General features: G+C 61.1%; 20 protein-coding genes and 1 pseudogene. 6 read left to right on the top strand and 15 right to left on the bottom strand.

The window, feature by feature from the left end; all coding sequences use genetic code 11:
* Window positions 1-11: 11 nt before the first annotated feature.
* The 4 genes and pseudogenes from LJX92_RS27080 to LJX92_RS09040 all read right to left on the bottom strand — a co-directional run bounded on the left by LJX92_RS27080 (window position 12) and on the right by LJX92_RS09040 (window position 4,467).
* Complete coding sequence (locus LJX92_RS27080; protein WP_372804130.1) at window positions 12-716, bottom strand: methyl-accepting chemotaxis protein; 705 nt, start codon at window positions 714-716, stop codon at window positions 12-14.
* Window positions 717-917: 201 nt separating this feature from the next.
* A pseudogene (locus LJX92_RS27075) lies at window positions 918-1,097 on the bottom strand (HAMP domain-containing protein); the annotation flags it as partial.
* A 995-nt stretch (window positions 1,098-2,092) separates the two neighbouring features.
* Window positions 2,093-3,505 carry a PLP-dependent aminotransferase family protein gene (locus LJX92_RS09045; RefSeq protein WP_228309609.1) on the bottom strand — a complete coding sequence of 471 codons (1,413 nt, stop codon included), beginning with the start codon at window positions 3,503-3,505 and terminating at the stop codon, window positions 2,093-2,095.
* Window positions 3,506-3,705: 200 nt separating this feature from the next.
* Window positions 3,706-4,467, bottom strand: a complete 762-nt coding sequence (locus LJX92_RS09040; RefSeq protein WP_032877073.1) for an SDR family oxidoreductase — start codon at window positions 4,465-4,467, stop codon at window positions 3,706-3,708.
* Window positions 4,468-4,695: 228 nt separating this feature from the next.
* On the opposite strand from LJX92_RS09040, the gene LJX92_RS09035 reads away from it, so the two are divergent.
* On the top strand, window positions 4,696-5,703 hold the full coding sequence (locus LJX92_RS09035) for an NADP-dependent oxidoreductase (protein WP_228309608.1): 1,008 nt from the start codon (window positions 4,696-4,698) through the stop codon (window positions 5,701-5,703).
* Window positions 5,704-5,764: 61 nt separating this feature from the next.
* On the opposite strand, the gene pyrF is transcribed toward LJX92_RS09035, so the two are convergent.
* Entirely contained in the window at window positions 5,765-6,463 is a 699-nt protein-coding gene (pyrF, locus tag LJX92_RS09030) for an orotidine-5'-phosphate decarboxylase (RefSeq protein WP_005786636.1), read from the bottom strand.
* Between the two features lie 257 nt (window positions 6,464-6,720).
* Between pyrF and LJX92_RS09025 the strand changes: the two genes are divergently transcribed.
* The gene (locus LJX92_RS09025) at window positions 6,721-7,485 is read left to right on the top strand and encodes a response regulator (protein ID WP_032877075.1); all 765 of its coding nucleotides are present in this window, start codon (window positions 6,721-6,723) and stop codon (window positions 7,483-7,485) included.
* On the top strand, window positions 7,485-8,519 hold the full coding sequence (locus LJX92_RS09020; RefSeq protein WP_005786632.1) for a sensor histidine kinase: 1,035 nt from the start codon (window positions 7,485-7,487) through the stop codon (window positions 8,517-8,519). Before LJX92_RS09025 ends, LJX92_RS09020 begins: the two co-directional genes overlap by 1 nt.
* Window positions 8,520-8,835: 316 nt before the next feature.
* Here the strand turns inward: LJX92_RS09020 and LJX92_RS09015 are convergent, their stop codons facing one another.
* From LJX92_RS09015 to LJX92_RS08970, 10 genes are all read right to left on the bottom strand, one after another.
* Entirely contained in the window at window positions 8,836-9,960 is a 1,125-nt protein-coding gene (locus LJX92_RS09015; RefSeq protein ID WP_228309606.1) for an IS481 family transposase, read from the bottom strand.
* Between the two features lie 253 nt (window positions 9,961-10,213).
* Window positions 10,214-11,278, bottom strand: coding sequence for an AI-2E family transporter (locus LJX92_RS09010; protein WP_228309603.1), 1,065 nt, complete (start codon window positions 11,276-11,278; stop codon window positions 10,214-10,216).
* A 72-nt stretch (window positions 11,279-11,350) separates the two neighbouring features.
* The gene (locus LJX92_RS09005; RefSeq protein WP_148852271.1) at window positions 11,351-12,169 is read right to left on the bottom strand and encodes a DUF4892 domain-containing protein; all 819 of its coding nucleotides are present in this window, start codon (window positions 12,167-12,169) and stop codon (window positions 11,351-11,353) included.
* 102 nt (window positions 12,170-12,271) lie between these two features.
* Window positions 12,272-13,126: an alpha/beta hydrolase gene (locus LJX92_RS09000; RefSeq protein ID WP_032877078.1), complete on the bottom strand. Its 855-nt coding sequence runs from the start codon at window positions 13,124-13,126 to the stop codon at window positions 12,272-12,274.
* Window positions 13,123-13,926: an alpha/beta fold hydrolase gene (locus LJX92_RS08995; protein WP_122733907.1), complete on the bottom strand. Its 804-nt coding sequence runs from the start codon at window positions 13,924-13,926 to the stop codon at window positions 13,123-13,125. The genes LJX92_RS09000 and LJX92_RS08995 overlap by 4 nt, the downstream gene beginning before the upstream one ends.
* A gap of 97 nt (window positions 13,927-14,023) precedes the next feature.
* Window positions 14,024-14,467 (bottom strand): hotdog fold thioesterase, encoded by a 444-nt coding sequence (locus LJX92_RS08990; RefSeq protein ID WP_032877080.1) that lies wholly within the window; start codon window positions 14,465-14,467, stop codon window positions 14,024-14,026.
* A gap of 30 nt (window positions 14,468-14,497) precedes the next feature.
* Window positions 14,498-16,147: an AMP-binding protein gene (locus LJX92_RS08985; protein ID WP_228309601.1), complete on the bottom strand. Its 1,650-nt coding sequence runs from the start codon at window positions 16,145-16,147 to the stop codon at window positions 14,498-14,500.
* 581 nt (window positions 16,148-16,728) lie between these two features.
* Complete coding sequence (gene sixA, locus LJX92_RS08980) at window positions 16,729-17,184, bottom strand: phosphohistidine phosphatase SixA (protein WP_032877082.1); 456 nt, start codon at window positions 17,182-17,184, stop codon at window positions 16,729-16,731.
* The gene (locus tag LJX92_RS08975) at window positions 17,181-17,528 is read right to left on the bottom strand and encodes a DUF4389 domain-containing protein (protein WP_032877083.1); all 348 of its coding nucleotides are present in this window, start codon (window positions 17,526-17,528) and stop codon (window positions 17,181-17,183) included. Before LJX92_RS08975 ends, sixA begins: the two co-directional genes overlap by 4 nt.
* A 10-nt stretch (window positions 17,529-17,538) precedes the next feature.
* Window positions 17,539-18,564, bottom strand: coding sequence for an NAD(P)H-dependent glycerol-3-phosphate dehydrogenase (locus tag LJX92_RS08970; RefSeq protein ID WP_005786614.1), 1,026 nt, complete (start codon window positions 18,562-18,564; stop codon window positions 17,539-17,541).
* A gap of 195 nt (window positions 18,565-18,759) precedes the next feature.
* Here LJX92_RS08970 and LJX92_RS08965 point away from each other — a divergent pair, with 195 nt between their 5' ends.
* The 3 genes from LJX92_RS08965 to LJX92_RS08955 are packed head-to-tail and all read left to right on the top strand — an operon-like array spanning window position 18,760 to window position 23,712.
* A complete protein-coding gene (locus tag LJX92_RS08965) occupies window positions 18,760-20,883 on the top strand; it encodes a TonB-dependent receptor plug domain-containing protein (protein ID WP_316247298.1) in 2,124 nt (707 codons plus the stop codon).
* 1 nt (window position 20,884) lies between these two features.
* The gene (locus LJX92_RS08960) at window positions 20,885-21,814 is read left to right on the top strand and encodes an ABC transporter substrate-binding protein (protein ID WP_078820727.1); all 930 of its coding nucleotides are present in this window, start codon (window positions 20,885-20,887) and stop codon (window positions 21,812-21,814) included.
* On the top strand, window positions 21,811-23,712 hold the full coding sequence (locus LJX92_RS08955; RefSeq protein ID WP_032877085.1) for an ATP-binding protein: 1,902 nt from the start codon (window positions 21,811-21,813) through the stop codon (window positions 23,710-23,712). The genes LJX92_RS08960 and LJX92_RS08955 overlap by 4 nt, the downstream gene beginning before the upstream one ends.
* Window positions 23,713-23,798: the final 86 nt, after the last annotated feature.

Below are 23,798 nucleotides of genomic sequence, written 5' to 3'. Positions count from 1 at the left end.
CCCAGCGGCGATCACAGGCGGAAATGCCCCACCATCCCCTGGAGTTCCACGCCCAACTGCGCCAGCTGGACGCTTGATGCTGCATTGCCTTGCATACTCAGCGCCGAATGATCGGCACTTGCCCGAATACTGGTGACGCTGCGGTTGATCTCTTCGGCCACCGAGCTTTGCTCCTCGGCGGCGGCGGCGATCTGTTGGTTCATTTGCTGGATCAGTGACACGGCGGCCGCAATGCTGCCCAAGGCACTTTCGGTTTGCAGGGCATCACCGACCGCCAGTTTCACCAGTTCGCCACTTTGCTGGATCTGCTGCACCGACGACTGCGCCGCACTGCGCAAGGTGCTGACCAGCCGTTCGATCTCCTCGGTCGATTGCTGGGTGCGCTTGGCCAGGGCCCGTACCTCGTCGGCCACCACGGCAAAGCCACGCCCCTGCTCACCGGCACGCGCCGCTTCGATGGCGGCGTTCAAGGCCAGCAGATTAGTCTGCTCGGCCACGCTATTGATCACGCTCAGCACGGCGCCAATGTTCTGGATCTCTGCGCTGAGGCTTTCGATACTCGCGCTGGCACTGTTGCTTGACGTGGCCAGCAATTCGATACGCTGCAAGCTCATGCGCACCACCTGCTGGCCGCTGTCGACCTTGGCATCCGCCGTCTGTGCAGCTTGCGCCGCTTGCTCGGCATTGCGCGCCACATCGTGCACCGTGGCGGTCATCTGGTTCATCGCCGTGGCAACCTGTTCGGTTTCTTCCTTCTGACTGTTGACCTCGTGGTTGGTCTGTTCGGTAACGCTGGACAGCGAATGCGCGGAACTGGCCAGTTGTTCAATGCCGGCCTGCAACCCGCTGACCATCTGGCTCAAACCGCTGCTCATCTGCTGCATGGCTTGCATCAATTGGCCAATTTCATCGCGGCGGCTGACCTCCATGCGCCCGCTCAGGTCACCCGAGGCAATCTGCTGGGCCACGGCGATCACGCTGCGCAACGGCGCAACGATCAAACGGGTAATCAGCCAAGCAGCAATCAAGCCCACCAGCAACGCCAAGGCGGAGGAAGCGATGATCAGCAGCGTGCTGTGCTGCAACTGCACCTGCATGGACTGATCTTCAGCGGCGTATGCCTGATTGACCTGGCTGACCACTTGCTCGGCGCGATCATGCAGTTGCGTATAGACCAGCTTTTCCTGGGCCAGCAGCCCGGTGTACTCGCCGAGCTTTTCACTGAATGACGCGATATGCCCGCTGACTTCGTTGAGTACGGTCTGGTAGCCCGCGTCCTTGACGCTGGTTTTCAGCTTTTCGACCTCGGCCAGGGCCTGGTCGGCCTGCTCGATCTTGCCCTGTGCGCCGTCGTCTGTTTCAGCCTTGCGGCTCTGATCCAGGCGCACTCGCGCTTCGTTCATGGCTTGCAGCATCAAGCGCGACACCTGGCTGACCTGCCCCGCCTGCGTGATAAACTCGGCGCCCTCCTTGCCCTGGCTCTCCTTGAGGCCATAGGCACCATCGTCAGCAAGGCCCGCTTGCAACACGTCCAGGTTATTCGCCACGCTGGACACCGACCAACTGGCCATTTCCAGCGCCAGATCCTTGGCCTGGGTCAAGTCGACGAACTCATCGAACGCCTTGCGATAGGCGATCAAAGCTTGCTCGACATCGCTCATCACCTGCTCGTTGATGACGGACCGGGCCTTGAGGCTGATGGCCTGGGCCAGCAACGCGTCAACACTGCCATGCAGGGCGTCAACAGCCTTGGGGTCGGCGTGCAGCGCGTAGTTCTGCTCGATCAGGCGCACCTTGAGCAGCTCGCTATTGAGCGAAGACATCTGCTTGAGGCCATCAAAGCGCTGACCGACGGTGTGCAGGGCCCCTACACCGATCGCCGCTACCAGGGCCGTCAGAAGGAGTACCAAGGTAAAACCCAAGCCCAGTTTTTTTGCCATGCCAAGGTTGGCGAATCGTCGTTGCACGCCCCAAATCATTGCACTTGATCCTCTTGCAATGGCAGATGCCATAAACCAGGTTTACAAGCAGTCAGAGTGGCAACCCCGAGGCCCCGAGCACAAGCCGCTGGCGTCGCAATAACGGCAAAAAGCTACATGCCCGTCGTTTTCAGAATGGTCGAGGTCGATCTGGTCGGCCCCATGGCACGGAACAACGCCAGTGCGCGCTGATCCCCTGCATAGGCCACATTGATGCGTAGCCAGTCGCTACGCTCCCCGGTGGGGCTGAACAGCGCGCCGGGCGACAGCAGCACGCCGAGCCGCCGTGCACAGGCCTGCAGCCGCGATGGGTCCGGGATGCCCGGTCGCGCCCACAGGAACATGCCCCCTGCGGGAACGGCAAAGACCTGCCACTCTTCATCCTCCAGCACCTGTAAAGTCGCAGCCATCTGCGCATTCAGGTGCTTGCGCAGGCGCTGCACCCACTTACGGTAAGTGCCTTTGCTCAACAAGGTTGCCACCATGGCTTCGGCAAAGCGCGAGGTGCCGAGCCCCGTCAGGGTCTTGAGGTGAGCCAATTGCGCAATGAGCGTGGCACTGGCACAGAGGTAGCCCACGCGCAGGGCGCTGCTCAGGGTCTTGGAAAAACTCGACACATAGATCACCCGGTCATTGTGGTCCAGCGCCGACAAGCGCGTGCAACTGGCATGTTGCAGGTCGCCGTAGACATCCTCTTCGATGATCAGGAAATCCCGCTCTCGCGCCAGTTCCAACAACCGCTGCGCCACCGAACGGCACAGGCTGGTGCCGGTGGGATTGTGATAAAGGCTATTGATGAACAGGCACTTGGGCCGATGGGTTTGCAGCAATATCTCCAAGGCTGGGATATCCGGGCCGCCACGGGCGCGCGGAACCTCCAGCAGCGTGACACCCTGCAACGCCAACTGGCGATAGAGGTTGCCATACCCGGGTGTTTCCACCACAACCTCATCACCAGCCTTGAGCAAGGTACGTATCAGCAAGTCCTGGGCATGGCTGACGCCATGGGTGGTGAGAATACAGTCCAGGCGGGTGGCTATGTGAATCTGGGTCAGGCGCTTGAGCAGTTGTTCGCGCAGCACCGGCAGCCCCAAGGGCGTACTGTAATTGAACAAGGCCCCGGTATCGGTACGACTGAGTTCGCGGATCGCATAGCTGATGTCATCGCTTTCGCGCCAGGCGTCCGGCAGCCAGCCGCATCCCAGCTTCAGCTCGCCCAGCGGGCTATCGGTAAAAGCGCCCCACAGTTGCTCCGCGCCTTCGTACCAGTGGCGTTCCTGGTCAGTGGCGGGTTGCGCCACCACAAAACCCGAGCCGTGCTTCGGAGCCAACAGGCCCTGGGCCACCAACCGCTCGAACGCCTCGATCACGCTGGACTGGCTCAGCAGGTTGTCGAGGGCCAGTTGCCGAATGGACGGCAAGCGCGTTCCAGGGCTCACTCCTTCCTTGCGAATCCAATGGGCCACCGCGCTGACGATTTGCTGAACAACCGGTACCAGGGCTTGTCGATCGATCCCTAAATCCATGAGCCACTCACTTCAACTGTTTGTTAACCCAAAACAGTTAAGCACAGAAGCCCGCCAAAACTTGCTGCCAAGTTTTATTAAAGTATTGATTTTATTGGATTATTTACCTACTGATATATATTCGAACACGGCCCACTGCCCCCTATGGAAACGCCCCACAGCACCTCGCCCTATTTTCGAATGCCGTGCGACTTGCCGTCCTAGATCGCCGTCGCGCCGCCATCCACCGCCAGTGACTGGCCGGTGGTAAAGGCGGCACCATCACTGCACAGGTACAATACGGCGCTGGCGACTTCCTCAACCTTGCCGATGCGCCCGACCGGATGCATGGCCGCCGCGAATTCGGCTTTGCGCGGGTCGGCCTCGTAGGCGCGGCGAAACATGTCGGTATCGATCACGGCAGGGCAGACCGCGTTCACGCGGATCTTCTTTTTCGCATACTCAATGGCTGCCGACTTGGTCAGGCCGATCACTGCGTGTTTGGACGCCGCATAGATGCTCATCTTCGGCGCCGCCCCCAGCCCGGCCACCGATGCCGTGTTGACGATTGCTCCGCCGCCCTGGGCCAACAACAGCGGCAACTGATACTTCATGCACAACCAGACGCCTTTGACGTTAACCCCCATGATGGCATCGAACTCATCCAGGCTGCCGTCGGCCAGCTTGCCTTTCTCGATCTCAATCCCGGCGTTGTTGAAGGCATAGTCCAGTCGTCCATAGATGGCGACCGTCTGCGCCATCAATTGCTGTACGTCCGTTTCGAGCGTGACGTTGCAACGCACAAACACCCCTTCGCCGCCGGCCTGGCGGATCAGCGCAACAGTCCCCTCGCCCCCCGCCACGTCGAGGTCGGCAACGACCACCTTCAAGCCTTCGGCCGCGAACGCCAGCGCAGTGGCGCGACCAATACCCGCGGCGGCGCCGGTTACCAGGGCGACCTGGCCAGAAAATGTCATGCTCATGGGAACTGTCCTATGGGAGTGGTAACGGTGGCGCGAGTCTAGCCAACACAGGGATCAGCGCGTCAGCACTATCAGACGGCGGGTTAGCGCTGCATGAATCGCAGTGATAAGTCTACCGGGATGGTTATCAGCGATGCCTATCGACGGGCATTCGCCTCCCGCAGACAACCTTGCCCTGGCGTCACTGAAGGGCTATCACTCATGATTCATTTCCAAAGAGTCCTTGCCATGACCGCCCAGACCAACCGCCAATTCCTGCTCGCCAAACGCCCGGTCGGTGCGGCCACGCGAGAGACCTTCACCTACCAGGAAGTCCCGGTGGGCACGCCTGCCGACGGCCAGGTCCTGGTACGCAATGAATACCTGTCCCTCGACCCGGCCATGCGTGGCTGGATGAATGAGGGCAAGTCCTACATCCCGCCGGTCGGCATCGGCGAAGTGATGCGGGCGCTGGGCGTCGGCAAGGTGATTGCCTCGAACCATCCGAACTTCGCGGTGGGGGACTACGTGAATGGCGCCCTGGGCGTGCAGGATTACTTCCTCGGCGAGCCCCGTGGTTTCTACAAGGTCGACCCCAAGCTTGCGCCCCTGCCCCGTTACCTGTCTGCCCTGGGCATGACCGGCATGACGGCTTACTTCGCCCTGCTGGAGACCGGTGCGCCGAAAGCCGGTGACACCGTGGTCATTTCCGGCGCCGCGGGTGCCGTGGGCAGCATCGCCGGGCAGATCGCCAAGATCAAAGGCTGCCGCGTGGTGGGGATTGCCGGCGGTACCGACAAGTGCAAGTTCCTGCTCGATGAGCTGGGCTTTGACGCCGCCATCGACTACAAAAGCGAAGACGTACCTGCCGCCCTCAAACGCGAGTGCCCCAAAGGCGTGGACGTGTATTTCGATAACGTCGGCGGCGATATTCTCGACGCCGTGCTCAGCCGCCTGGCACTCAAAGCCCGCGTGGTGATTTGCGGCGCGATCAGCCAATACAACAACAAGGAAGCCGTCAAAGGTCCGGCCAACTACTTGTCGTTGCTGGTCAACCGTGCGCGCATGGAAGGGTTTGTGGTGATGGACCACGCGGCGAACTTCGCGGCGGCCGGGCAGGAAATGGCCGGCTGGATGGCCCAGGACAAGCTCAAGAGCAAGGAGGATATTGTCGAGGGGCTGGAGACCTTCCCGGAAACGCTGATGAAGCTGTTCAGCGGCGAGAACTTCGGGAAGTTGGTTTTAAAAGTAGTCTGACGCACTGCTGATCTAAATGTGGGAGCGAGCAAGCCCGCTACCACATTAATATCGGGGACATTCAGGCGATTTCGGCAACCACCGCCGCCAGTGCTTTGGCCGGATCCGCCGCCTGGCTGATCGGACGGCCGATCACCAGATAGTCCGAACCGGCATCCAGGGCCTGGCGCGGGGTCAGGATACGGCGCTGGTCATCCTGCGCGCTGCCCGCCGGGCGAATACCCGGCGTCACCAGTTGCAACGACGGGTGGGCGTTCTTCAGGGCCTGGGCTTCCAGGGCCGAGCATACCAAGCCATCGAGGCCGGCTTTCTGCGCCAGAGCCGCCAGGCGCAATACCTGCGTCTGAGGCTCGATATCCAGGCCAATACCGGCCAGGTCTTCGCGCTCCATGCTGGTCAGCACGGTCACGCCGATCAGCAGCGGTTTGGGGCCGCTGCGCTGTTCCAGCACTTCGCGGCACGCGCTCATCATGCGCAAGCCGCCGGAACAGTGCACATTGACCATCCACACGCCCATTTCGGCGGCAGCCTTCACGGCCATTGCCGTGGTGTTGGGGATGTCATGGAATTTCAGGTCCAGGAACACTTCGAAGCCTTTGTCCCGCAGGGTGCCGACGATTTCCGCCGCGCAACTGGTGAACAGTTCCTTGCCGACCTTGACCCGGCATAGCGTGGGGTCCAACTGGTCAGCCAGCTTCAGTGCGGCGTCACGAGTGGGGTAATCCAGGGCGACGATGATAGGAGTCTGGCAGACGGACATTGGAATGGGCTCTCAGGCAAGTCGAAATCGGCGCGGATTGTAGCGCAAGCAGCGCCGTTGCGGGATCCGATGATCGGTAAATACTGATCAAGTGCCCGATACACGCGATTTCGAGCACTTGTTTCAAAGTCGATACATTCACGACACGCCCTCAACACGCCGCCCGGCTAGCCTCGCACACTATCGCACGCCCAGCATTTCCAGCCACGGCGCTGGGCGCCTATGCTGACAGCACTACTCAGGCAGATGATCGCACTATGCAGACCCCTTCCGTCCCCGTAAACGAAGAGCCTAAAGGCACGACGATCGCCGAAGACAAGCGCTGGACCACCCGAGCGCTGATCGTCGACGACGACGTGCCGATCCGCGAACTGCTGATCGACTACCTGGCGCGCTTCAATATCCTGGCCTCGGGCGTCACCGACGGCACCGCCATGCGCCAAGCCATGCAAGCCGAAACCTTCGATGTGGTAGTACTGGACCTGATGCTGCCGGGCGAGGACGGGTTGTCGCTGTGCCGCTGGCTGCGTGCCGAGTCGGACATTCCGATCCTGATGCTCACGGCCCGCTGCGAACCCACCGACCGCATCATCGGCCTGGAACTGGGCGCTGATGACTATATGTCCAAACCATTCGAACCCCGGGAGCTGGTGGCCCGTATCCAGACCATCCTGCGCCGGGTGCGCGATGACCGCACCGAGCAACGGGCCAACATCCGCTTCGACACCTGGCGCCTCAACAGCGTACTGCGCCAGTTGGTGGCCGATGACGGCCTGGTGGTGCCGCTGTCCAATGCCGAGTTTCGCTTGCTGTGGGTGTTCATCGAACGCCCGCGCCGCGTATTGAGCCGCGAGCAACTGCTGGATGCGGCCCGTGGTCGCTCCATCGAAGCCTTTGATCGCAGCATCGACTTGCTGGTATCACGCCTGCGCCAGAAACTGGGGGATGACCCCAAGGCCCCGCAGTTGATCAAGACCGTACGCGGCGAAGGCTACCTGTTCGACGCCCGGGATATCGGTTGATGCGCGCCACCTTCAATACGCTGTTCGGGCGACTGTTCGGCCTATTGCTGGTGGCCATTGTGCTGGCCCACGTGCTGGCGCTCTTCTGGTTTCACCACTACGGCCGGCCACCGCCTCCGCCTCCCCAGGCGTTCGTCGAACAACCGGACGGCACCCTCAAACCGCTGCGCAAGGAACCTCGCCCTTGGTTTGGTGGCCCGCTGGTACCGCTGACGTTTCAATTCATCTCGTTGATCATTGCAGCCTGGTACGGCGCCAAGCTGCTTAGCCGGCCGATCCAGCGCCTGAGTGCCGCAGCCGAGCGCTTGAGCGTCGACCTCGACAGCCCGCCGCTGGTGGAATCCGGCCCGCGCGAGGCAAGGCAAGCGGCCTCGACCTTCAACCTGATGCAAAAGCGCATCCGCGAACAAGTCAGCCAGCGGGCACGTATGCTCGGTGCGGTCTCTCACGACCTGCGCACCCCGTTATCACGCCTCAAACTGCGCCTGGAACAGATCGAAGACACCAAACTGCAAGGCCAGATGCGTCAGGACCTGAACGACATGATCGATATGCTCGACGCCACCCTGAGCTACCTGCACGAACAACGCACCAGCGAAACGCGGCATTGGCTTGACGTTCAGGCACTGGTGGAGTCCCTCAGCGAGAACGCCCAGGACCAGGGCTGCGACGTGCAATTTTCAGGCACCTGCGCGCCCTTGCAAGTGCAGCCCATGGCCCTGCGCTCATGCCTCAACAACCTGATCGACAACGCGCTGCGCTATGCCGGCATGGCCCGGGTAGAACTGGCCGACAGCCGTGGCGCACTGGTGATCAGAGTGATCGATAACGGCCCGGGAATCGCCGCCGATAAACGCGAGGCGGTGTTCGAACCGTTCTTTCGGCTGGAGGGATCGCGCAACCGCAATTCCGGAGGGGTCGGTTTGGGGATGACCATTGCCAGAGAGGCCGTCGAGCGGCTTGGCGGGCACTTGAGCCTGGAGGACACGCCGGGGGGTGGGTTGACTGCGGTGATGTGGTTGCCGAGGGGCTGAGGCTTCTCCCTTCTATACAACTGCGTAGCTTGCCGCACCCACGGTAACCACGATGCGAAGCGAGCCGCTCTTGATCTTGATCTGCTTTTGATCTTAGGCGCCCCGTTAAACCACGCTGGCCGGAATCCGACATGGATTTGGGGCGGCTAAACCGGCAGGGATGCCGGTTTAGCCGCCCCAAATCCATGGCGGATTACGGGCACACCGAGCCTAGGCGAGGTGCCGAGTGGTGGGGCAAGAGCGTTTGGGTTACTTTTGCGCTTTTTGTATAGACCGGACACATGGTGGACACATGTGCGGGGACATGGTTGACACATTATGGGCCATAGTCAGGTTTGCTCAGGTCGATCGTTCTTAGAAAGTGATGGCAGAAGTAAACATCAAAGAGACCGTCTTTTTCAGGGTTAGGTCGTATTCCGATGTGATGACCATTCAGGCCCTTGGCGATGCTGAAATAGCGTTTCTGAAAACGAAATCGGCTGTGATACGCCTTGATCGACACATCATCCGGCCCGTACTCGAAGGGTGATAACTGCTGCGGGTAAGCCCAAGGGCTGGACCGATACCGGTCCATGGGCACCTTGTAGTCCAGTGCTTGATGAGGACGCTGCAGGTTATAAACCTCACGCCACTGATCAAATGCGGTTTGAGCCTCCTTGATCGTGGAAAATTGCCGCCCATTAAGCACCTCTGCCTTGAGTGATCGATGAAAGCGCTCGATCTTTCCGTTGGTTTGAGGGTGATGGGGGCGACTGAAACTGATCCGGATTCCCAAGCTAATCAACCAGATACTTAACTCTGTGATTTCACCGGGGTTGCGCGGCGATCCCCATGGAGGACCGTTATCAACATTGATACGAGCGGGCAATCCGAAGCGTTGGAATACCTCAATCATCTTCTCCTTCACTGTGCCCCCGCGTTCGTTATCACACGCCTGAATAGCTAAATTGAATCGCGAGTGATCATCCAACAAGGTCAGGGGATGGCATCGACCTTCTTGAGTTGCAAAATGCCCTTTGAAGTCCATCTGCCAAAGGTCGTTAGGCGCATCGTGTTCAAATCTCAGCTTTGCTTCCTGTTCCTTCTGAACGGGCTGAATCAGGTCGTGTCGGTGCAGCACGTTAGTTACTGTGCTGGGAGCAATTTGCTTTTTCAAGATGCTGCTGATTGTGCGTCCGCCCCAGGCCGGATGTTCCTGCCTGAGCGCTACGACCTCCGCCTCCAGGGCCGCATTGGTCAGTTTGGGACTGGTAGCTGGTTTTCGGGACTTTTCTTGCAGCCCCGACTGCCCTTGCATCTCGTATCGTTTGAGCCATTTATAGGCCGTTTGCGGGCTGATGCCGAAGCGTCGACACAGTTCTCTTTTATTACTGCCGGGCTGCCGTGCTAAGGCAACGAACTCTTCTTTCAGGCTCATGGTATCTCTCGTGTTCCAAGGCATGATGGCTTTCCGGCGAAGTTGGCTCGCCGAAAAGTGTCCACCATGTCCCCGCACACCCGTCAACCATGTGTCCGGTCCGTACACGCTTTTCAAAAGTGACCCGCTGTAAAAGCGGAACCAATATCAGCCGTTACCCAAATAACGGATATGTACTCAGTCGGATCCAGCATCCTGGCCGGCCCTGAGGCCGACATCGGGAGCAAGCCCCCTCCCACAGGTGCAGCGTCGCATCACATCCTGATGCCTAGCCCCCTCAATTACACGGCTTGTCGTCACGACGCACTTGCGCCTGGGTAGCGCTCCAGTCCGTCAACAGGCTGTACGCCACCGCCAGCAGCGTCGGCCCGATAAACAGCCCGATAAAGCCAAAGGCGATCAACCCCCCAAACACCCCCAGCAGCACAATCACCAACGGCAGGTTACCGCCACGACTGATCAGATACGGCTTGAGCACGTTGTCCACACCGCTGATCACAAACGTACCCCATACCCCCAGGAACACCGCATAGGTGTAGTCACCCTTCCACGCCAGCCAGGCCGTGGCCGGAATCCACACCAGCGGTGGGCCCATGGGGATCAGGCTGAGCAGGAAGGTAACAACACCCAGCACCAGCGCACCCGGCACGCCGGCGATCAGGAAGCCGATCAGCGCCAGCAAGGCCTGGGCCGCCGCAGTGCCGATCACACCATTGACCACCCGCTGCACCGTACCGGCCACCAGCTCGATGTAATAGCCGGCACGTTCACCGATCAGCCGCTCCAGCAGACGGTGCACAAACATCGCCAGGCGCGGCCCATCACGGTAGAAAAAGAACACGAAGACCAGGCTCAGGGTCAGCTCAAGAATACCGCCGCCAATTTGCGCACTGCGTGCCAGCAACCAGTTGCCGACCTGGCCGAGGTACGGCTTGATGCTGACCATCAGCGCCGCGCCTTGTTGGTCAATGCTGTCCCACATCGCCACCAGGCGCTCGCCGACGAACGGGATCGAGCCCAACCAGGTCGGCGCCTCGGGCAAGCCGTCGACCTGAATGTCTTTAATCAGCGCCACCGCATCGCGCACATGGTCGGCCAGGTTGAACCCCAGCCATACCAGCGGCACCGCCACCAGCAGCATCCAGCCCAGGGTCAGGATGCCGGCAGCCAGAGACTCCCGCCCGCCCAGCCAGCGAGTGAGCAAACGCATCAGCGGCCAACTGGCAAACGCCAGCACCGCGCCCCAGAACAGCGCCGACCAGAACGGCGCCATGACCCAGAAGCTGGCGCCAAACAGCACCAGCAGCAGGATTTGCACCAGCAGGCGATCGTTATTGAGCATCGGGTATCTCGAGAATAAGGCTGTAGGAAGAGAGCTTAGGCGAACGGCACGGGTCCGTTCGCCTTGTAACGGTCAGCGTATCAGATGCAGGTGCAAACCCTTAGCGTCACCGCTGCCGGTTTCCAGGCGTGCGGCGCGTACGCCCTTGTCGACCAGTGCCTGGCGCCAGGCCTCGGCTTTCGGGCCGGTCAGGCTCACGCGCAAGGTGGTATCAAGGTTCAACCCACGGGAAATCAAGGTCAGCCAGGTGTCATCAGGCTCGGCGGCCAATGCAGGGAGATCCAGCTCGCCCGTGCTTTTGAGCTCTCGCAGCAGGGTGGCCGAGGTGGGTAGCAGATCGCCCAAGGGCGCGCTGGCATCGAGTTGCTCCACATGCAGGTAAGCGCGTCGGTTGCCGCGAGTAATGCCGTACAGCGCGACCAGCGAGTTGTTCTGCGGGGCGGCCAGGCGCAGTAGCAGGTATTCCTGCTGGCCGTCGGCCCCCACCAGCTTGGCGTTGCCGAACACTTCATTGGCCCACAGGCTGCTCTCGCCGCAATCGCGGGCCTGGCACCAGAACAACAGCTGCGCGCCCTTGGCCTGCAAAGCTTCACGCGTTGCAGTAAAGGCGGCGCTGGAGCTGTGCTCCGCAGGCAGTTCATAGGTGATTGCAGTGGCTTGGCCGCGCGCAGTGGCCTGGCCTTCATAACGCAACTGGCCGCTGATCTTGCGAATCGCGCCCATGGGGTAGATGCGTTCCTTCTCTTCAGCGGGGCGATAGTCGACAATTTGCGCGTCAACCTGGCGGGACACGGCAGGTAAATCCTGGCTGCCTGGCACATCGGCGGCAAACACCAGGGGGCTGAAACAGCAAAGGCCAAGGGCACGGATACATCCTTTACCCAGGCTCATCGGATCGATAGGCCCTGGCCAATGGAGGTCATAGCGATGTTGAGTGTGTTCATGGTTGACTCCCTTTCAATCCGCCCAGCCTCGGCAGTTGACCCCGCCAAGTCAAGGCGTGGAGAAGAACCGATTGAAACAGTCTGCAACAAGAGCGGCGCCGGACTCATCATTCAGGTGCAAATGATGGCCACCTGGCAGCGTAGTAACGCTGAAGGGTAGCTGAGAAAGCAATTCAGCATGTTTCGCCAACATGCCGTCAGCCGCCACCACCAACTGCGCCGGGCAACTGACGCGACGCACAAAAGCCATGGCCTGTTCATCGGTCAGACGCATCGGCGATGCCAGGGTCAGGCGACTGTCGCTGCGCCAGGTGTAACCGTCCGGTACCGGCATCAAACCGCGCTGGGCCAGCAGTTGCGCCGCTTCACGACTGACCGCCACCACGCCCTTCATTCGCGCTTCAACCGCTTTTTCGAGGGTGTTGTAGACTGGCTTGCGCTTTTCTTGCAGGTTCAGTTGCGCCTGCAAGGCCATGCCCAGACGCTCGGCTGCATTCTCGCCGCTGGCGGTCGGCGGGATCACACCGTCGATCAAACCCAGGTGCGTCACTCGCTCCGGCAGCGCCCCGGCCAACACCAGCGAGACGATGGCGCCCAGGGAGTGGCCAAGTAATGCAAAACGTTTCAACCCCAGTTGTTCGGCCACCTGCAGCACGTCGTAGACGTAATCCCACAAGGCGTAACCGGCGCCTGCCGGGCGATGGGCCGAATGCCCGTGCCCAGCCATATCCAGAGCGATGATGCGCAACCCGTGCAGCTTCGGCGCCAGGCGCGCAAAACTGTTGGCGTTGTCCAGCCAGCCATGCAGGGCAATCACTGGCAGGCCATCCTCGGGCCCGAACAGGTGCGCGGCCAATTCGATATGCCCCAGGCTCAGGCGAACCTCTTCGACCGGTGTACTCATGCGCAACTGCGCTCGCGGGCTTGCCAGCGGGCGAACAGGTTCTTGATCAAGGCAGCCGTGTCCTGGGGGCGTTCGAGGGGGAACATATGACCGCCTGGCATAGTGAGCATTTCGCCCATGGGCAAGCGGCCGACGCCGCTGGCATGGTGACGCATGACCACTCGGCTCTGGCGACCACGCACCACGGCCAGTGGCACTTTCAGCTGGCGTACCTGGCCCGGGCTGGTGTGCGGCACGCCCCGGTAGATGCTGATTTCGGTGGCCGGGTCGAAGCGCAGGCGCAGGCGGTCGCCGACTTGCTGCAAGCCATGCTGCAAATACGCGTCAAAGCATTCGGGGTCGAAGCCACGAAACAGGGTTTTGCCGGCGAAGTAGCTGCGCGCGGTGTCCAGGTCGGTGAATTCTTCACGCCGGCCAAGGGTACGTCCGGCCGGGGTCAGGCGGTCGATAAAACCAAAGCGCTTGGCGGCGCGGATCACCCAGCGGTCGGCACGAGTGAGCACCGGCGAATCCAGCATCACCACGCCACGGTACAACTGCGGGCAACGCATGGCCGCGTGCAAATGCAGCACGCCACCGAGGGAATGGCCGACGCCCCACACGGGTTCCGGCTGTTGCTCAAGGTGGTGGATCAACTCGTCCACCAGGTTCTGCCAGTTATCATCCACCGGGAACCTGGGGTCGTGACCGTGCTGGGGCAGATGCGCCACCGTATATTCCGGGGCCAGCGCGGCAAACAGCTTGCCGTAGGTGGCCGAAGGGAAGCCATTGGCGTGGGTAAAAAACACGTGCTGCGACATACAGGTTCCATCGATAAAAACAGAGGTTGATTGTCACCATACCGGCCGCCTACAGCAATGACTGTAACTGCCAGGAATGATGACACTCACGCCACGCCTATCGTGCCGGCGGGTTTTCGCCCAGCGGCACCACGGCCATGGTCAGGCGCGAGACGCAACTGGCCTTGCCATCATCGCTGCTCAGGCGGATATCCCATACCTGTGTAGTGCGCCCGATATGAATGGCCTTGGCCACCGCCGTCACCCGCCCGCTGCGCACGCCACGCAGGTGGTTGGCATTGACCTCAAGGCCCACGCAATAAAACTTGCTGGCGTCGATGCACAGGTAAGCAGCCATGGAGCCGACGCTCTCGGCCAACACCACCGAGGCGCCACCATGCAGCAGGCCGTAGGGCTGATGGGTGCGGTGATCGACCGCCATGCTGGCAGTGAGGGAGTGCTCGTCGAAGCTTTCGAAACGAATATCGAGCAACTCACCGATGGTGTTTTTCTGGATCGCGTTGAGTTGTTCGATATTCGGTTGGGTGCGCCACAGGCTCATAGGGTTGTCCTTGTTGGTTTTATTACGATCCTAATCCTGCCACAGAACGGTTTCAGCGCGCTCGCTCCAAGTATGCAAATGTGGCCCGTACGTCGACTCGATCACGTTGCGCTTGATCTTCAAGGTCGGCGTGAGAAAGCCGTTTTCCACCGCCCAGTTGTCTTTCACCACCACCAATTGGCGCAAGCGCTCATGTTTATCCAGCCCGGCGTTGACCTGTGCCAGCCAGTGGTCAAGGTGGGTTTCAAGCGTTTGGCGGGCTTGGCCCTGTGCCGACAACACGCATAGCCCGATCGGTGCGCCAAGCCCCTCGCCGACTACACACACCTGTTCGATGCGTGCATGTTCGGCCAGGCGATTTTCAATCGGCGCCGGGGCCACGTATTTGCCTTTGCTGGTCTTGAAAATCTCCTTGAGGCGCCCGGTCAAGCGCAGACGGCCGTCTGCGTCCTGCTCACCCTTGTCGCCGGTACGCAGGAAGCCATCTTCGGTAAGGGTCTCAGCGGTTTTTTGCGGGTCCTTGAAGTAGCCCAGCATGGTCGCGTCGCTGCGTACCTGCACTTCGCCTGATGGGTCGATGCGCACTTCTACGCCTGGGCAGGGCAGGCCGATCCAACCCAGCGTCTGTGCACCGGGGCGGCACACATGGGAATAGCCGCAGTTTTCGCTCATGCCGTACACCTCCTGCACGTCCAGGCCCAGGCGCTGATACCAACCCAGCAAGGCCTCGGGCACGGGTGCCGCACCGGACAGGGCAATACGCAGTGCATCCAGCCCCAGTCCCGCGAGCACTTTATGACCGACGCGCTTGCCGATAAAAGGCAGGCGTAACAGGGTGTCGAGGCGTTTTTCCGGGATCTTGGCATAGACACCCAACTGGAACCTGGTCCAGATACGTGGCACGCCAAACAAGGCCGTCGGCCGTGCCCTGCGCAAATCTTGCAGGAAGGTATCCAGGTTTTGCGCAAAAAATACGGTTTGCCCGGTGTAGATCGCCGCCATTTCCACAAACATGCGTTCGGCGACGTGGCACAGCGGCAGGTAGGACAGCAACCGATCGCCCTCCCCCAGGCCGAACAACTCGGTGCCGCGGGTGGCAGCGAAGCCCAGTGCCCCGAACGTTTGCATCACACCCTTCGGCAAACCGGTCGTCCCGGAGGTATAGACGATGGTGGCCAGTGTCGAGCCAAGGGGTTCGGGGTGGTCCTGGATCGGTGAGCAGGCTTGCAGGTCCGCCCAGCTGAAATCGAACGTCCCCGCCGGGCACAGCGGCAGGCTAATGGTTGGCACACCCGCTGGCACACCCGGCGCCATTGCCGGCCAGTCATCGAGCTTGCCGATCAACGCCAACGCCGCCTCGGAATGGGTCAGCACATGGGCGACAGAGTCAGCGGTGAGGTTGGGATAAAGCGGCACCGAAACGTGCCCGGCCATCCAGATCGCCAGATCGGCGATGATCCAGTGTGCGCAGTTTTTCGAGATCAGGGCGATGTGCGAACCTTGGGGCAAGTCACGTGCACGCAACCAGTGGGCAGCGCACCGGGCCTGGTGGCCGACATCGCCCCAGGTGAGGGTCTGCACCTCGCCACCGTCAATGGGCTGCACCAGAAAAACCTTACGCGGGTGCCGCGCTTCACGCTCGAAGAAGACCTGCAACGGCAAACGAAAAGCGACAGGCATGGGACGCGCTCCTTTGTGATCCGAGATACAGCCAACCAAGCACTTGCTTGGCTGACTGTATAGCACACACAAAGCCAACCATTTCTCAGGGAACACAGAACAGCCAACCGTAACCACGATGCGAAGCGAGCCGCTCTTGATCTTGATCTTGATCTGCTCTTGATCTCAGGCGCCCCGTCAAACCACGCTGGCCGGAATTCGACAGGGATTTGGGGGGTAAACCGGCAGGGATGCCGGTTTAGCCGCCCCGCGCCATGGATGGCGCGTGGCGGCGGCCCCCCAAATCCATGGCGGATTACGGGCACACCGAGCCTAAGCGAGGTGCCGAGTGGTGGGGCAAGAGCGCTTTGGTTACTTTCGCGCTTTTCGAAAGTGACCCGCTGTAAGAGCGGAACCAATATCAGCCGTTACCGCAGCAATGGATATGTACTCGATTTGATCCAACATCCTGGCCGGCCCTCAGGCCGCCATCGGGGGCAAGCCCCCTCCCACATTTGGACCCCAGCACATCAGATATCGATTCGGCGACTTACAGGTCGTCACGGGAGCAAGCTCCCTCGCCACAGGCCCAGCCTCGCCCCTTATGCCTCGGGATTCTTCACCCCCACCAGACTCATCAAACCCGCCAGCGGAAAATCCCCCTCAAGCTCCGCCAGGCTGGCCGTATACATCGGCTGTGGCTGGCGCTGATGCCCATGCTGCAAAAAGCTGATCAAACTGCCCACCAAAGGCTGATGGCTGACCAGCAACACGTTGTCATCAGTATCAAGCTCCCTCAGCACCTGCTGAACATCACCATCAGGCGTCAGCCACGGCACCGTGCGCACATCCGGCTCGAACCCCAAAACTCCGCGCACCAATTGAGCCGTCTGCTGCGCCCGCACATAAGGGCTGGCGATGATGGCACTGAGAGGCTGCCCGATCAGGTGCGCAGCGCTGAGCAATACTTCGGCACGGCCATGCTCGGTAAGATTGCGTTCAGCGTCCGTGCGGGCGTGCACCTGGGCCTCCCCGTGGCGCAAAACCCACAACTTCATAGCTTTGGCTCTTCATCACGCACCGGGTGCGGTGCTGGCGGCACGCTGTGGGCGGCTTCGCCTTCGGGTGCACGCGGGGCTGGCCAATCGGCAAACGGCCAAGGCTTTTGGTCGGTGTGGAAGCTACCGAAGCGGCCGATCTGCGCCAGGAACTGGCTGAGGCTATCGCCAAAATTCATCAGGCCCAGGTTCGGCGCACCGTAGACAAGCCGGTAAATCAATTGCACCACCACCAACGCGCCGAGCAGCAATTGCGCCACCTGCCACACCAGCGCAAACGCCAGCATCCACAGAATGCGCAAGGCAATCGACTCATATTTGGGGGCTGCTTTCGGATCGTTCATGGCGCGTTCCTCAGTTGAAACCACTGGTAGAAATAAAGTCGACATCGGTCTTGGGCTCGGCCCGCATCAGCAACTCGATGACCTGCTCCAAGGTGCGCCCTTCGAACAGGATCGCGTGCAAACCGGCGACCAGCGGCATATACACCCCCACTTCCTGGGCCTTGGCCTTCAATACCTTGAGGGTGTTGACCCCTTCGGCCACTTCACCCAGACGCGTCACAGCGTCTTCCAGGCTCAGCCCTTGGCCCAGGGCAAAACCTACCTGATAGTTGCGGCTTTTGGGCGATGAGCAGGTGACGATCAAGTCACCCACGCCCGCAAGGCCCAGGAACGTCATCGGGTTGGCACCCTGGTTCACCGCAAAGCGGGTCATCTCGGCCAGCGCACGGGTGATCAGCATACTCTTGGTGTTTTCACCCATGCCCAAGGCGACGGCCATGCCGGCAATGATCGCGTAGACGTTTTTCAGCGCCCCGCCCAACTCGACACCAAAGCGATCGGCGCTGGCGTAGACCCGGAAGGTGCGGCCATGCAGCACGGCCTGTACCTGCTCACACAAGGCGTCGTCTTCACTGGCGACCACCGTGGCGGTCAAGGCGTGTTCGGCCACCTCCCGCGCCAGGTTCGGGCCGGACAGCACGCCAATGCGCGCCAGTGGGGCAATCTCGGTGAGGATTTCACTCATCAGTTTGAAGGTCTGGGCCTCAATGCCTTTGGTCAGGCTGACCAGCAACTTGCCTGCCAGGCGCTCGGCGTGCGGCGCCAGCACTGAGCGCAACGCACTGGAGGGCAGCGCGACGAAGCACAGGTCGCACGCAGTGAGCGTTTCCAGCAGGTCGGTAACCGGTTCGACAGCTGGATGAATCTTGATGCCTTTAAGGTAACGGGGGTTTTCCCGGTGCACGCGAATGGCTTCAGCCTGCTCGGGGTCGCGCATCCACTGACGCACGGCGTGGCCGTTCTCGGCCAGCAGGTTAGCCACGGCGGTGCCAAAACTTCCGCCTCCCAGGACCGCAATAGGGCGCTGTTGAGTCATATGCAATCCGTTAATCCATACCAATGGCGATGGCGGCATTATACGGGCCGCCCGGCTTGCGGCCAGCCCCCGTATCAATTCGCGCACTTGTCGGAAAATGCCACGTTTGTACGAAGTAATTGCAAGTCCGACGACTGGCAAATAGCCCCACCTCAGTTAACATGGGCGGCTATCCGTCATTAACAAGGCCGTGCCGTGTACCTGGGCCCTCCTCCTCGCTCATCTCTATGGTTGATGCTGTTGTGCAGCGTACCTGCCCTGGCTGACGATCTGTTTCTCGACAGCCAGCCGCTGCCGCAGGTGTTGACCGCCACGCGCCTCAAGCAATCGGCCGCCGCCGTGCCCGGCAGCATGACGGTGATCGACAGTGAGCTGATCAAGGCCAGCGGCGCCCGGGACATCGCCGAACTGCTGCGCCTGGTTCCCGGGATGATGGTCGGCTATACCACCGGCAACCAGGCGTCGGTCAACTACCACGGCACCAGCGCCAGTGATGCGCGGCGGATGCAGGTGCTGATCGACGGGCGTTCGGTGTACCGCGCCGGCCTGGCCACGGTGGACTGGAGCGATATCCCGGTGGCCATGGAAGATATCGAACGCATTGAGGTATTTCGCGGCCCCAATACCGTCAGCTATGGCGCCAATGCACTGATGGCGGTGGTCAATATCCTCACCCGTTCCCCCGCCAACAGCCAGGGCTCGCGGGTGAAGGTCACCCGCGGCGAACGGGGGATCAACGACTTCTATGCCAGCCAGGGCGTGGGTTGGGAAACCGGCGATTTGCGCTTATCCCTGTCCGGGCAACAGGACGACGGTTTTGACAGCGACGCGGTCGGCGCCGACCGCCGTGACGGTCGCCGTCTCAACCGTTTCAGCCTGGCGGTGAGCCAGACGCTGAACGCGCAACAAAGTATCGACTGGCAACTCAATGCCAAGGAAGGCACCAATCAGCGCCCTTATACCTACACCCCGGTGTTTGACGGGATCAGCGAAGGCGGCAGCAATTCCGATGTTGTCGCCAAGGACTACGCTGGCTCTTTGCGCTGGAATTTCGACTTCAATCCCGATCACAGTCTGTATATCCAGGGTTCAGCCCAGCAATGGGACCGCCGACAGGTCTGGAAAGCCTGTGATGCCAAGGTCTCGTTCAGCCCGCAGCTGACCCAGTTGTGGCAACTGAACCCCAACTATGCCGAACTGTTGGCGCGGCACATGGACACCTACAGCCAAGGCTCTCCACCCCCGGGAAGCGCCGCCGAGCAGGCATTGGCCAACCAGGTGCTGGATCAATGGAAGAACCACGGCGGCAAGGACACCGTCTGCGGCGATATCGACCAAAGCACCCGCGAAAGCCGCTACGACGTGGAGATCCAGGACACCTTGAGCCTATCCGACAGCTTGCGCCTGGTCAGCGGCATCAACTATCGCTATGACCGCGCCGACTCGGATACCTACTTCAATGGAACCCTGGACGACACCACCTGGCGCCTGTTCGGGCACCTGGAATGGCGGGCCAGCGAACACTGGCTGCTGCAGGGTGGCGCCATGTACGAAGACAGTCACCTGAGCGGCGACTCACTGACGCCGCGTGTGGCGGTCAATTACCTGATCAACCCGCGTCACGGGTTGCGGGCGGTTTACTCCGAGGCGATCCGCTCGCCGGACATGTTCGAGAACAACGTCAATTGGAGCTACCGCGTCAACAACCTCAGCTCCCCGGCCTACGGACAAAACTCCGGGCAATATTTTGTCGTGACGCGCGGCCCTGGCGACCTCGACAAAGAGTTGATGCGCTCCCGAGAACTGGGCTACAACGGGTTCTTTGCCGACCTGGGGCTGAATGTCGACGTGAAGCTGTTCTATGACGAAATCACCGACATGATCAGCTCGCCGCTGCGCAACAACCAATACATCGCCAGCAACGCCAACAGCTCGCGCTTTACCGGTGCCGAATCACAGTTCGACTGGCGCATGAGCAACACCGACCGCCTGCGCCTGACCTACGCTTATGTCGACGCTACTTCCAGCAACCCACGGGACAAGGCGCAAACCGCGCGCAACAGCGGCTCGGCCGGTTGGCTGCGCGAGTGGGGCCAAGGGTGGTCCAGCGCCCTGTTCTACTATGGCGACGACGCTCTTAACCAGTATCGCTTCCAACGGGTCGACCTGCGGGTAGCCAAACGCATTGCCGTGGGCAAAACCAATGTGGAGCTGGCCGGCATGTTGCAGCAACGCCTTGATGACCAGCCCACCACCTGGGCCGACAATAATTACGACCATCGTCACGTTCTCTACTTCAGCGCCGAGCTGGACTTCTGACATGGCCGATCAGTCACGGATGACCCTCTTGCTGCTTTCACGATTGTGGCGCCGTGGCGTGCTGCTCGCGTGCCTGCTGCTGGCGGTGCCGGCGTGGAGTGCCGATATCCTGCTGACGGCTGCCGAAGACGGCGCCGGGGTGCAAGCCTTCACCCAGGCCCTTGCCCAGCAGCGCCCCGACGACCGGGTCAGCTTCACCCCGCTCAAGGACTTGCCGACACCGAGCCAGTTGCCCGCCGGCACTCGCTTGATCCTCCTGGACCTGCCCAGCCTCGATTGGCGCCTGCTGGATACCCAGGGACCGCCGACCCTGGTGCTGCGCATCAGCCGCCTGCAGGCGCGGCAACGCCTGGGTAATACGCACCCGGCCAAAATCAGCCTGCTATGGAGCGACCCGCCGCTGGAGCGCCAGTTGCGCCTGATCGCCGACACCCTGCCGCAGGCACGACGCATCGGTGTGCTTTACGGTGCCGACAGTGAATTCCTGCTGCGCGAGCTGATCCGGTTTGCCACCCCCCTGGGCCTGGAAATCGTGCCTCAGCTCTGGGACAACACCAGTGACAGCCGCCCGCTGCAAACCCTGTTCAAGAACAGCGATGTGCTGCTCGGCCTTGACGACCCGCAACTGTACAACCCCAAAACGGTAAAGAACCTGTTGCTGAGCAGCTACGCCCAGCAACTGCCCCTGATAGGGCCCAATGCCGGGTTTGTCCGGGCCGGCAGCCTGGCCAGCACCTACAGCGATCAGCCCGACTGGCTTGCCGTGCTCGACCGCCTGCTGGATCACCCGCCGGCCAATTGGCCGCACACGTTGTACCCGCAACACTTCAAAGTCGTGGGCAACCCGCAAGTCGCGCGCTCACTGGGCATCGAACAGGTTGATGAAACCGCCGTCGCCGCCCGCTTGGCCGAAGGAGAGAAACGCCCATGACCTTGCGTCGCCGTTGGGATATCAACACCCGCACCCAGCTCATTACCCTGGGCCCCGCGTTATTGTTGACCCTGCTGTTGATCAGCTTCTTTACCTTCGTACGGATCCAGGATTTGCGCCAGGAGCTGGACCACACCGGCCAATTGATCGCCAACCAACTGGCGCCCGCGACTGAGTATGGAGTGATTTCCGGCAACAACGATGTGCTTGAAGCGCTGCTGCGTGCGACCTTGGCCACGCCTCACGTGCGCTTCCTGGAGATTCAGAACAGCGCCGAAAACATTCTGGTGTATGTCGAGCAGCCGTCGGAAAGACATGACCGCTCGCTGTCCGTGAAGGTGTTCCAGGCGCCAATCCGCCTGCAACACATCCAGCTCAACAATGACTTTTTCCAGGACAACCTCAACGAACCCAAGGCACCCCGAGCCGACTACCTGGGGCGGGTGATTGTCGGCATGTCCAATGACGCGTTCAGCCAGCGCCAGCAGGAAATCCTGTTCAAGGCCGGGATCCTGGCGCTGTTCGCCTTGCTGTTTACCTTCCTGCTGGCACGACGCCTGGCGGCAAGCCTGTCGCAACCAATAAGCGCGATGGGCCATGCGGTCAAGGCTATCCAGCAAGGCGATTACAAAACCCCGCTACCGATTGTCGATGACTCGGAGCTGGGTGACCTTTCGCGGCATATCAACAACCTGGCCGAAGGCCTGAACCAGGCCAGTCGCGAGCAGCAACAAGCCATGGCCCAGTTGATCCAGACCCGCGAGGAGGCCGAGCGCGCGAACAATGCCAAATCAGATTTCCTGGCGATGATGAGCCATGAACTGCGCACGCCCATGAACGGCGTGCTGGGCATGTTGCAACTGCTGGAAACCACCGACATGACTGCCGAACAGACCGAGTACGCGGCGCTGGCCTCCGAGTCCACCGAGCACCTGCTCAAGGTGATCAACGACATCCTCGACTTCTCACGCATTGAGCGCGCCGCCCTGGAACTGGAACATATCGCGTTCAACCTTGCCGACCTGATCAACAGTTGCGCCCAAGCCTTCCAGCACAGTGCCCAGCAACGCGGGCTGAGCCTGGAGCTGCCGATTCCTGCGGGCATGGAGGCCCTACGGGTGCGAGGCGATCCGACGCGGATCCGGCAGATCCTGGTAAACCTGATCGGTAATGCGTTGAAATTTACCGAACGCGGCAGCGTGACCGTCGAGCCCCATTGGCAAACCCTGGACCACGAACTGGTGTGGTTCACCTGCACCGTGCGCGACAGCGGTATCGGTATTTGCGCCGAACGCCTGGAGCTGATGTTCGATGCGTTCCAGCAGGCCGACAGCTCCATTTCCAGACGCTACGGCGGGACTGGCCTGGGCTTGCCCATCGCCCGCACCCTGGCCGAACGCATGGGTGGCACCTTGCGGGCCCAAAGCGAAGAAGGCCGGGGCTCGGTGTTTACCCTGGAAATCCCGCTGGCCATCGATCAGCAACAAGTACAGGCCATTACGCCCGACGCCCTCGGCAAGGCCAGTGCCGGCGACGGACGCCACGTATTGCTGGTGGAAGACAACCCGGTCAACCGTACCGTGGTCGAAGCAATGCTGCGCAGCCTGGGCTTTGAAGTCAGCCTGGCCACCGACGGCGCCGAGGCGATCCGCAGCGCCGAGAGCCTGATCTTCACTGCTATCCTGATGGATTGCCGGCTGCCATTGATCGACGGCTACGAAGCTACTCGCCAGATTCGCCAACTGCCTGGCTGCGCCGATCTGCCGATCATCGCCCTGACGGCCAATGCCTTGCAGGGCGACCGCGAAGCCTGTCTGGCAGCCGGAATGAACGATTACCTGGCCAAGCCGTTCAAACGCACGGATTTGCAGCAAATCCTGCAACGCTGGGTGCAATAGCGCCGCGCCATCAACCAACTGCGACTGGCGTGAAAGACGAAAGTGCGGCAGTCTTAGGCACCCGAACGGGCCGATAAACAGGCCCG

Origin of the sequence: Pseudomonas sp. HN8-3, assembly GCF_020790195.1 — a bacterium.
Lineage (GTDB): Bacteria > Pseudomonadota > Gammaproteobacteria > Pseudomonadales > Pseudomonadaceae > Aquipseudomonas > Aquipseudomonas synxantha_A.
Note: the sequence above shows the minus strand (reverse complement) of the source record. Positions and strands in the feature narration are given on the sequence as shown.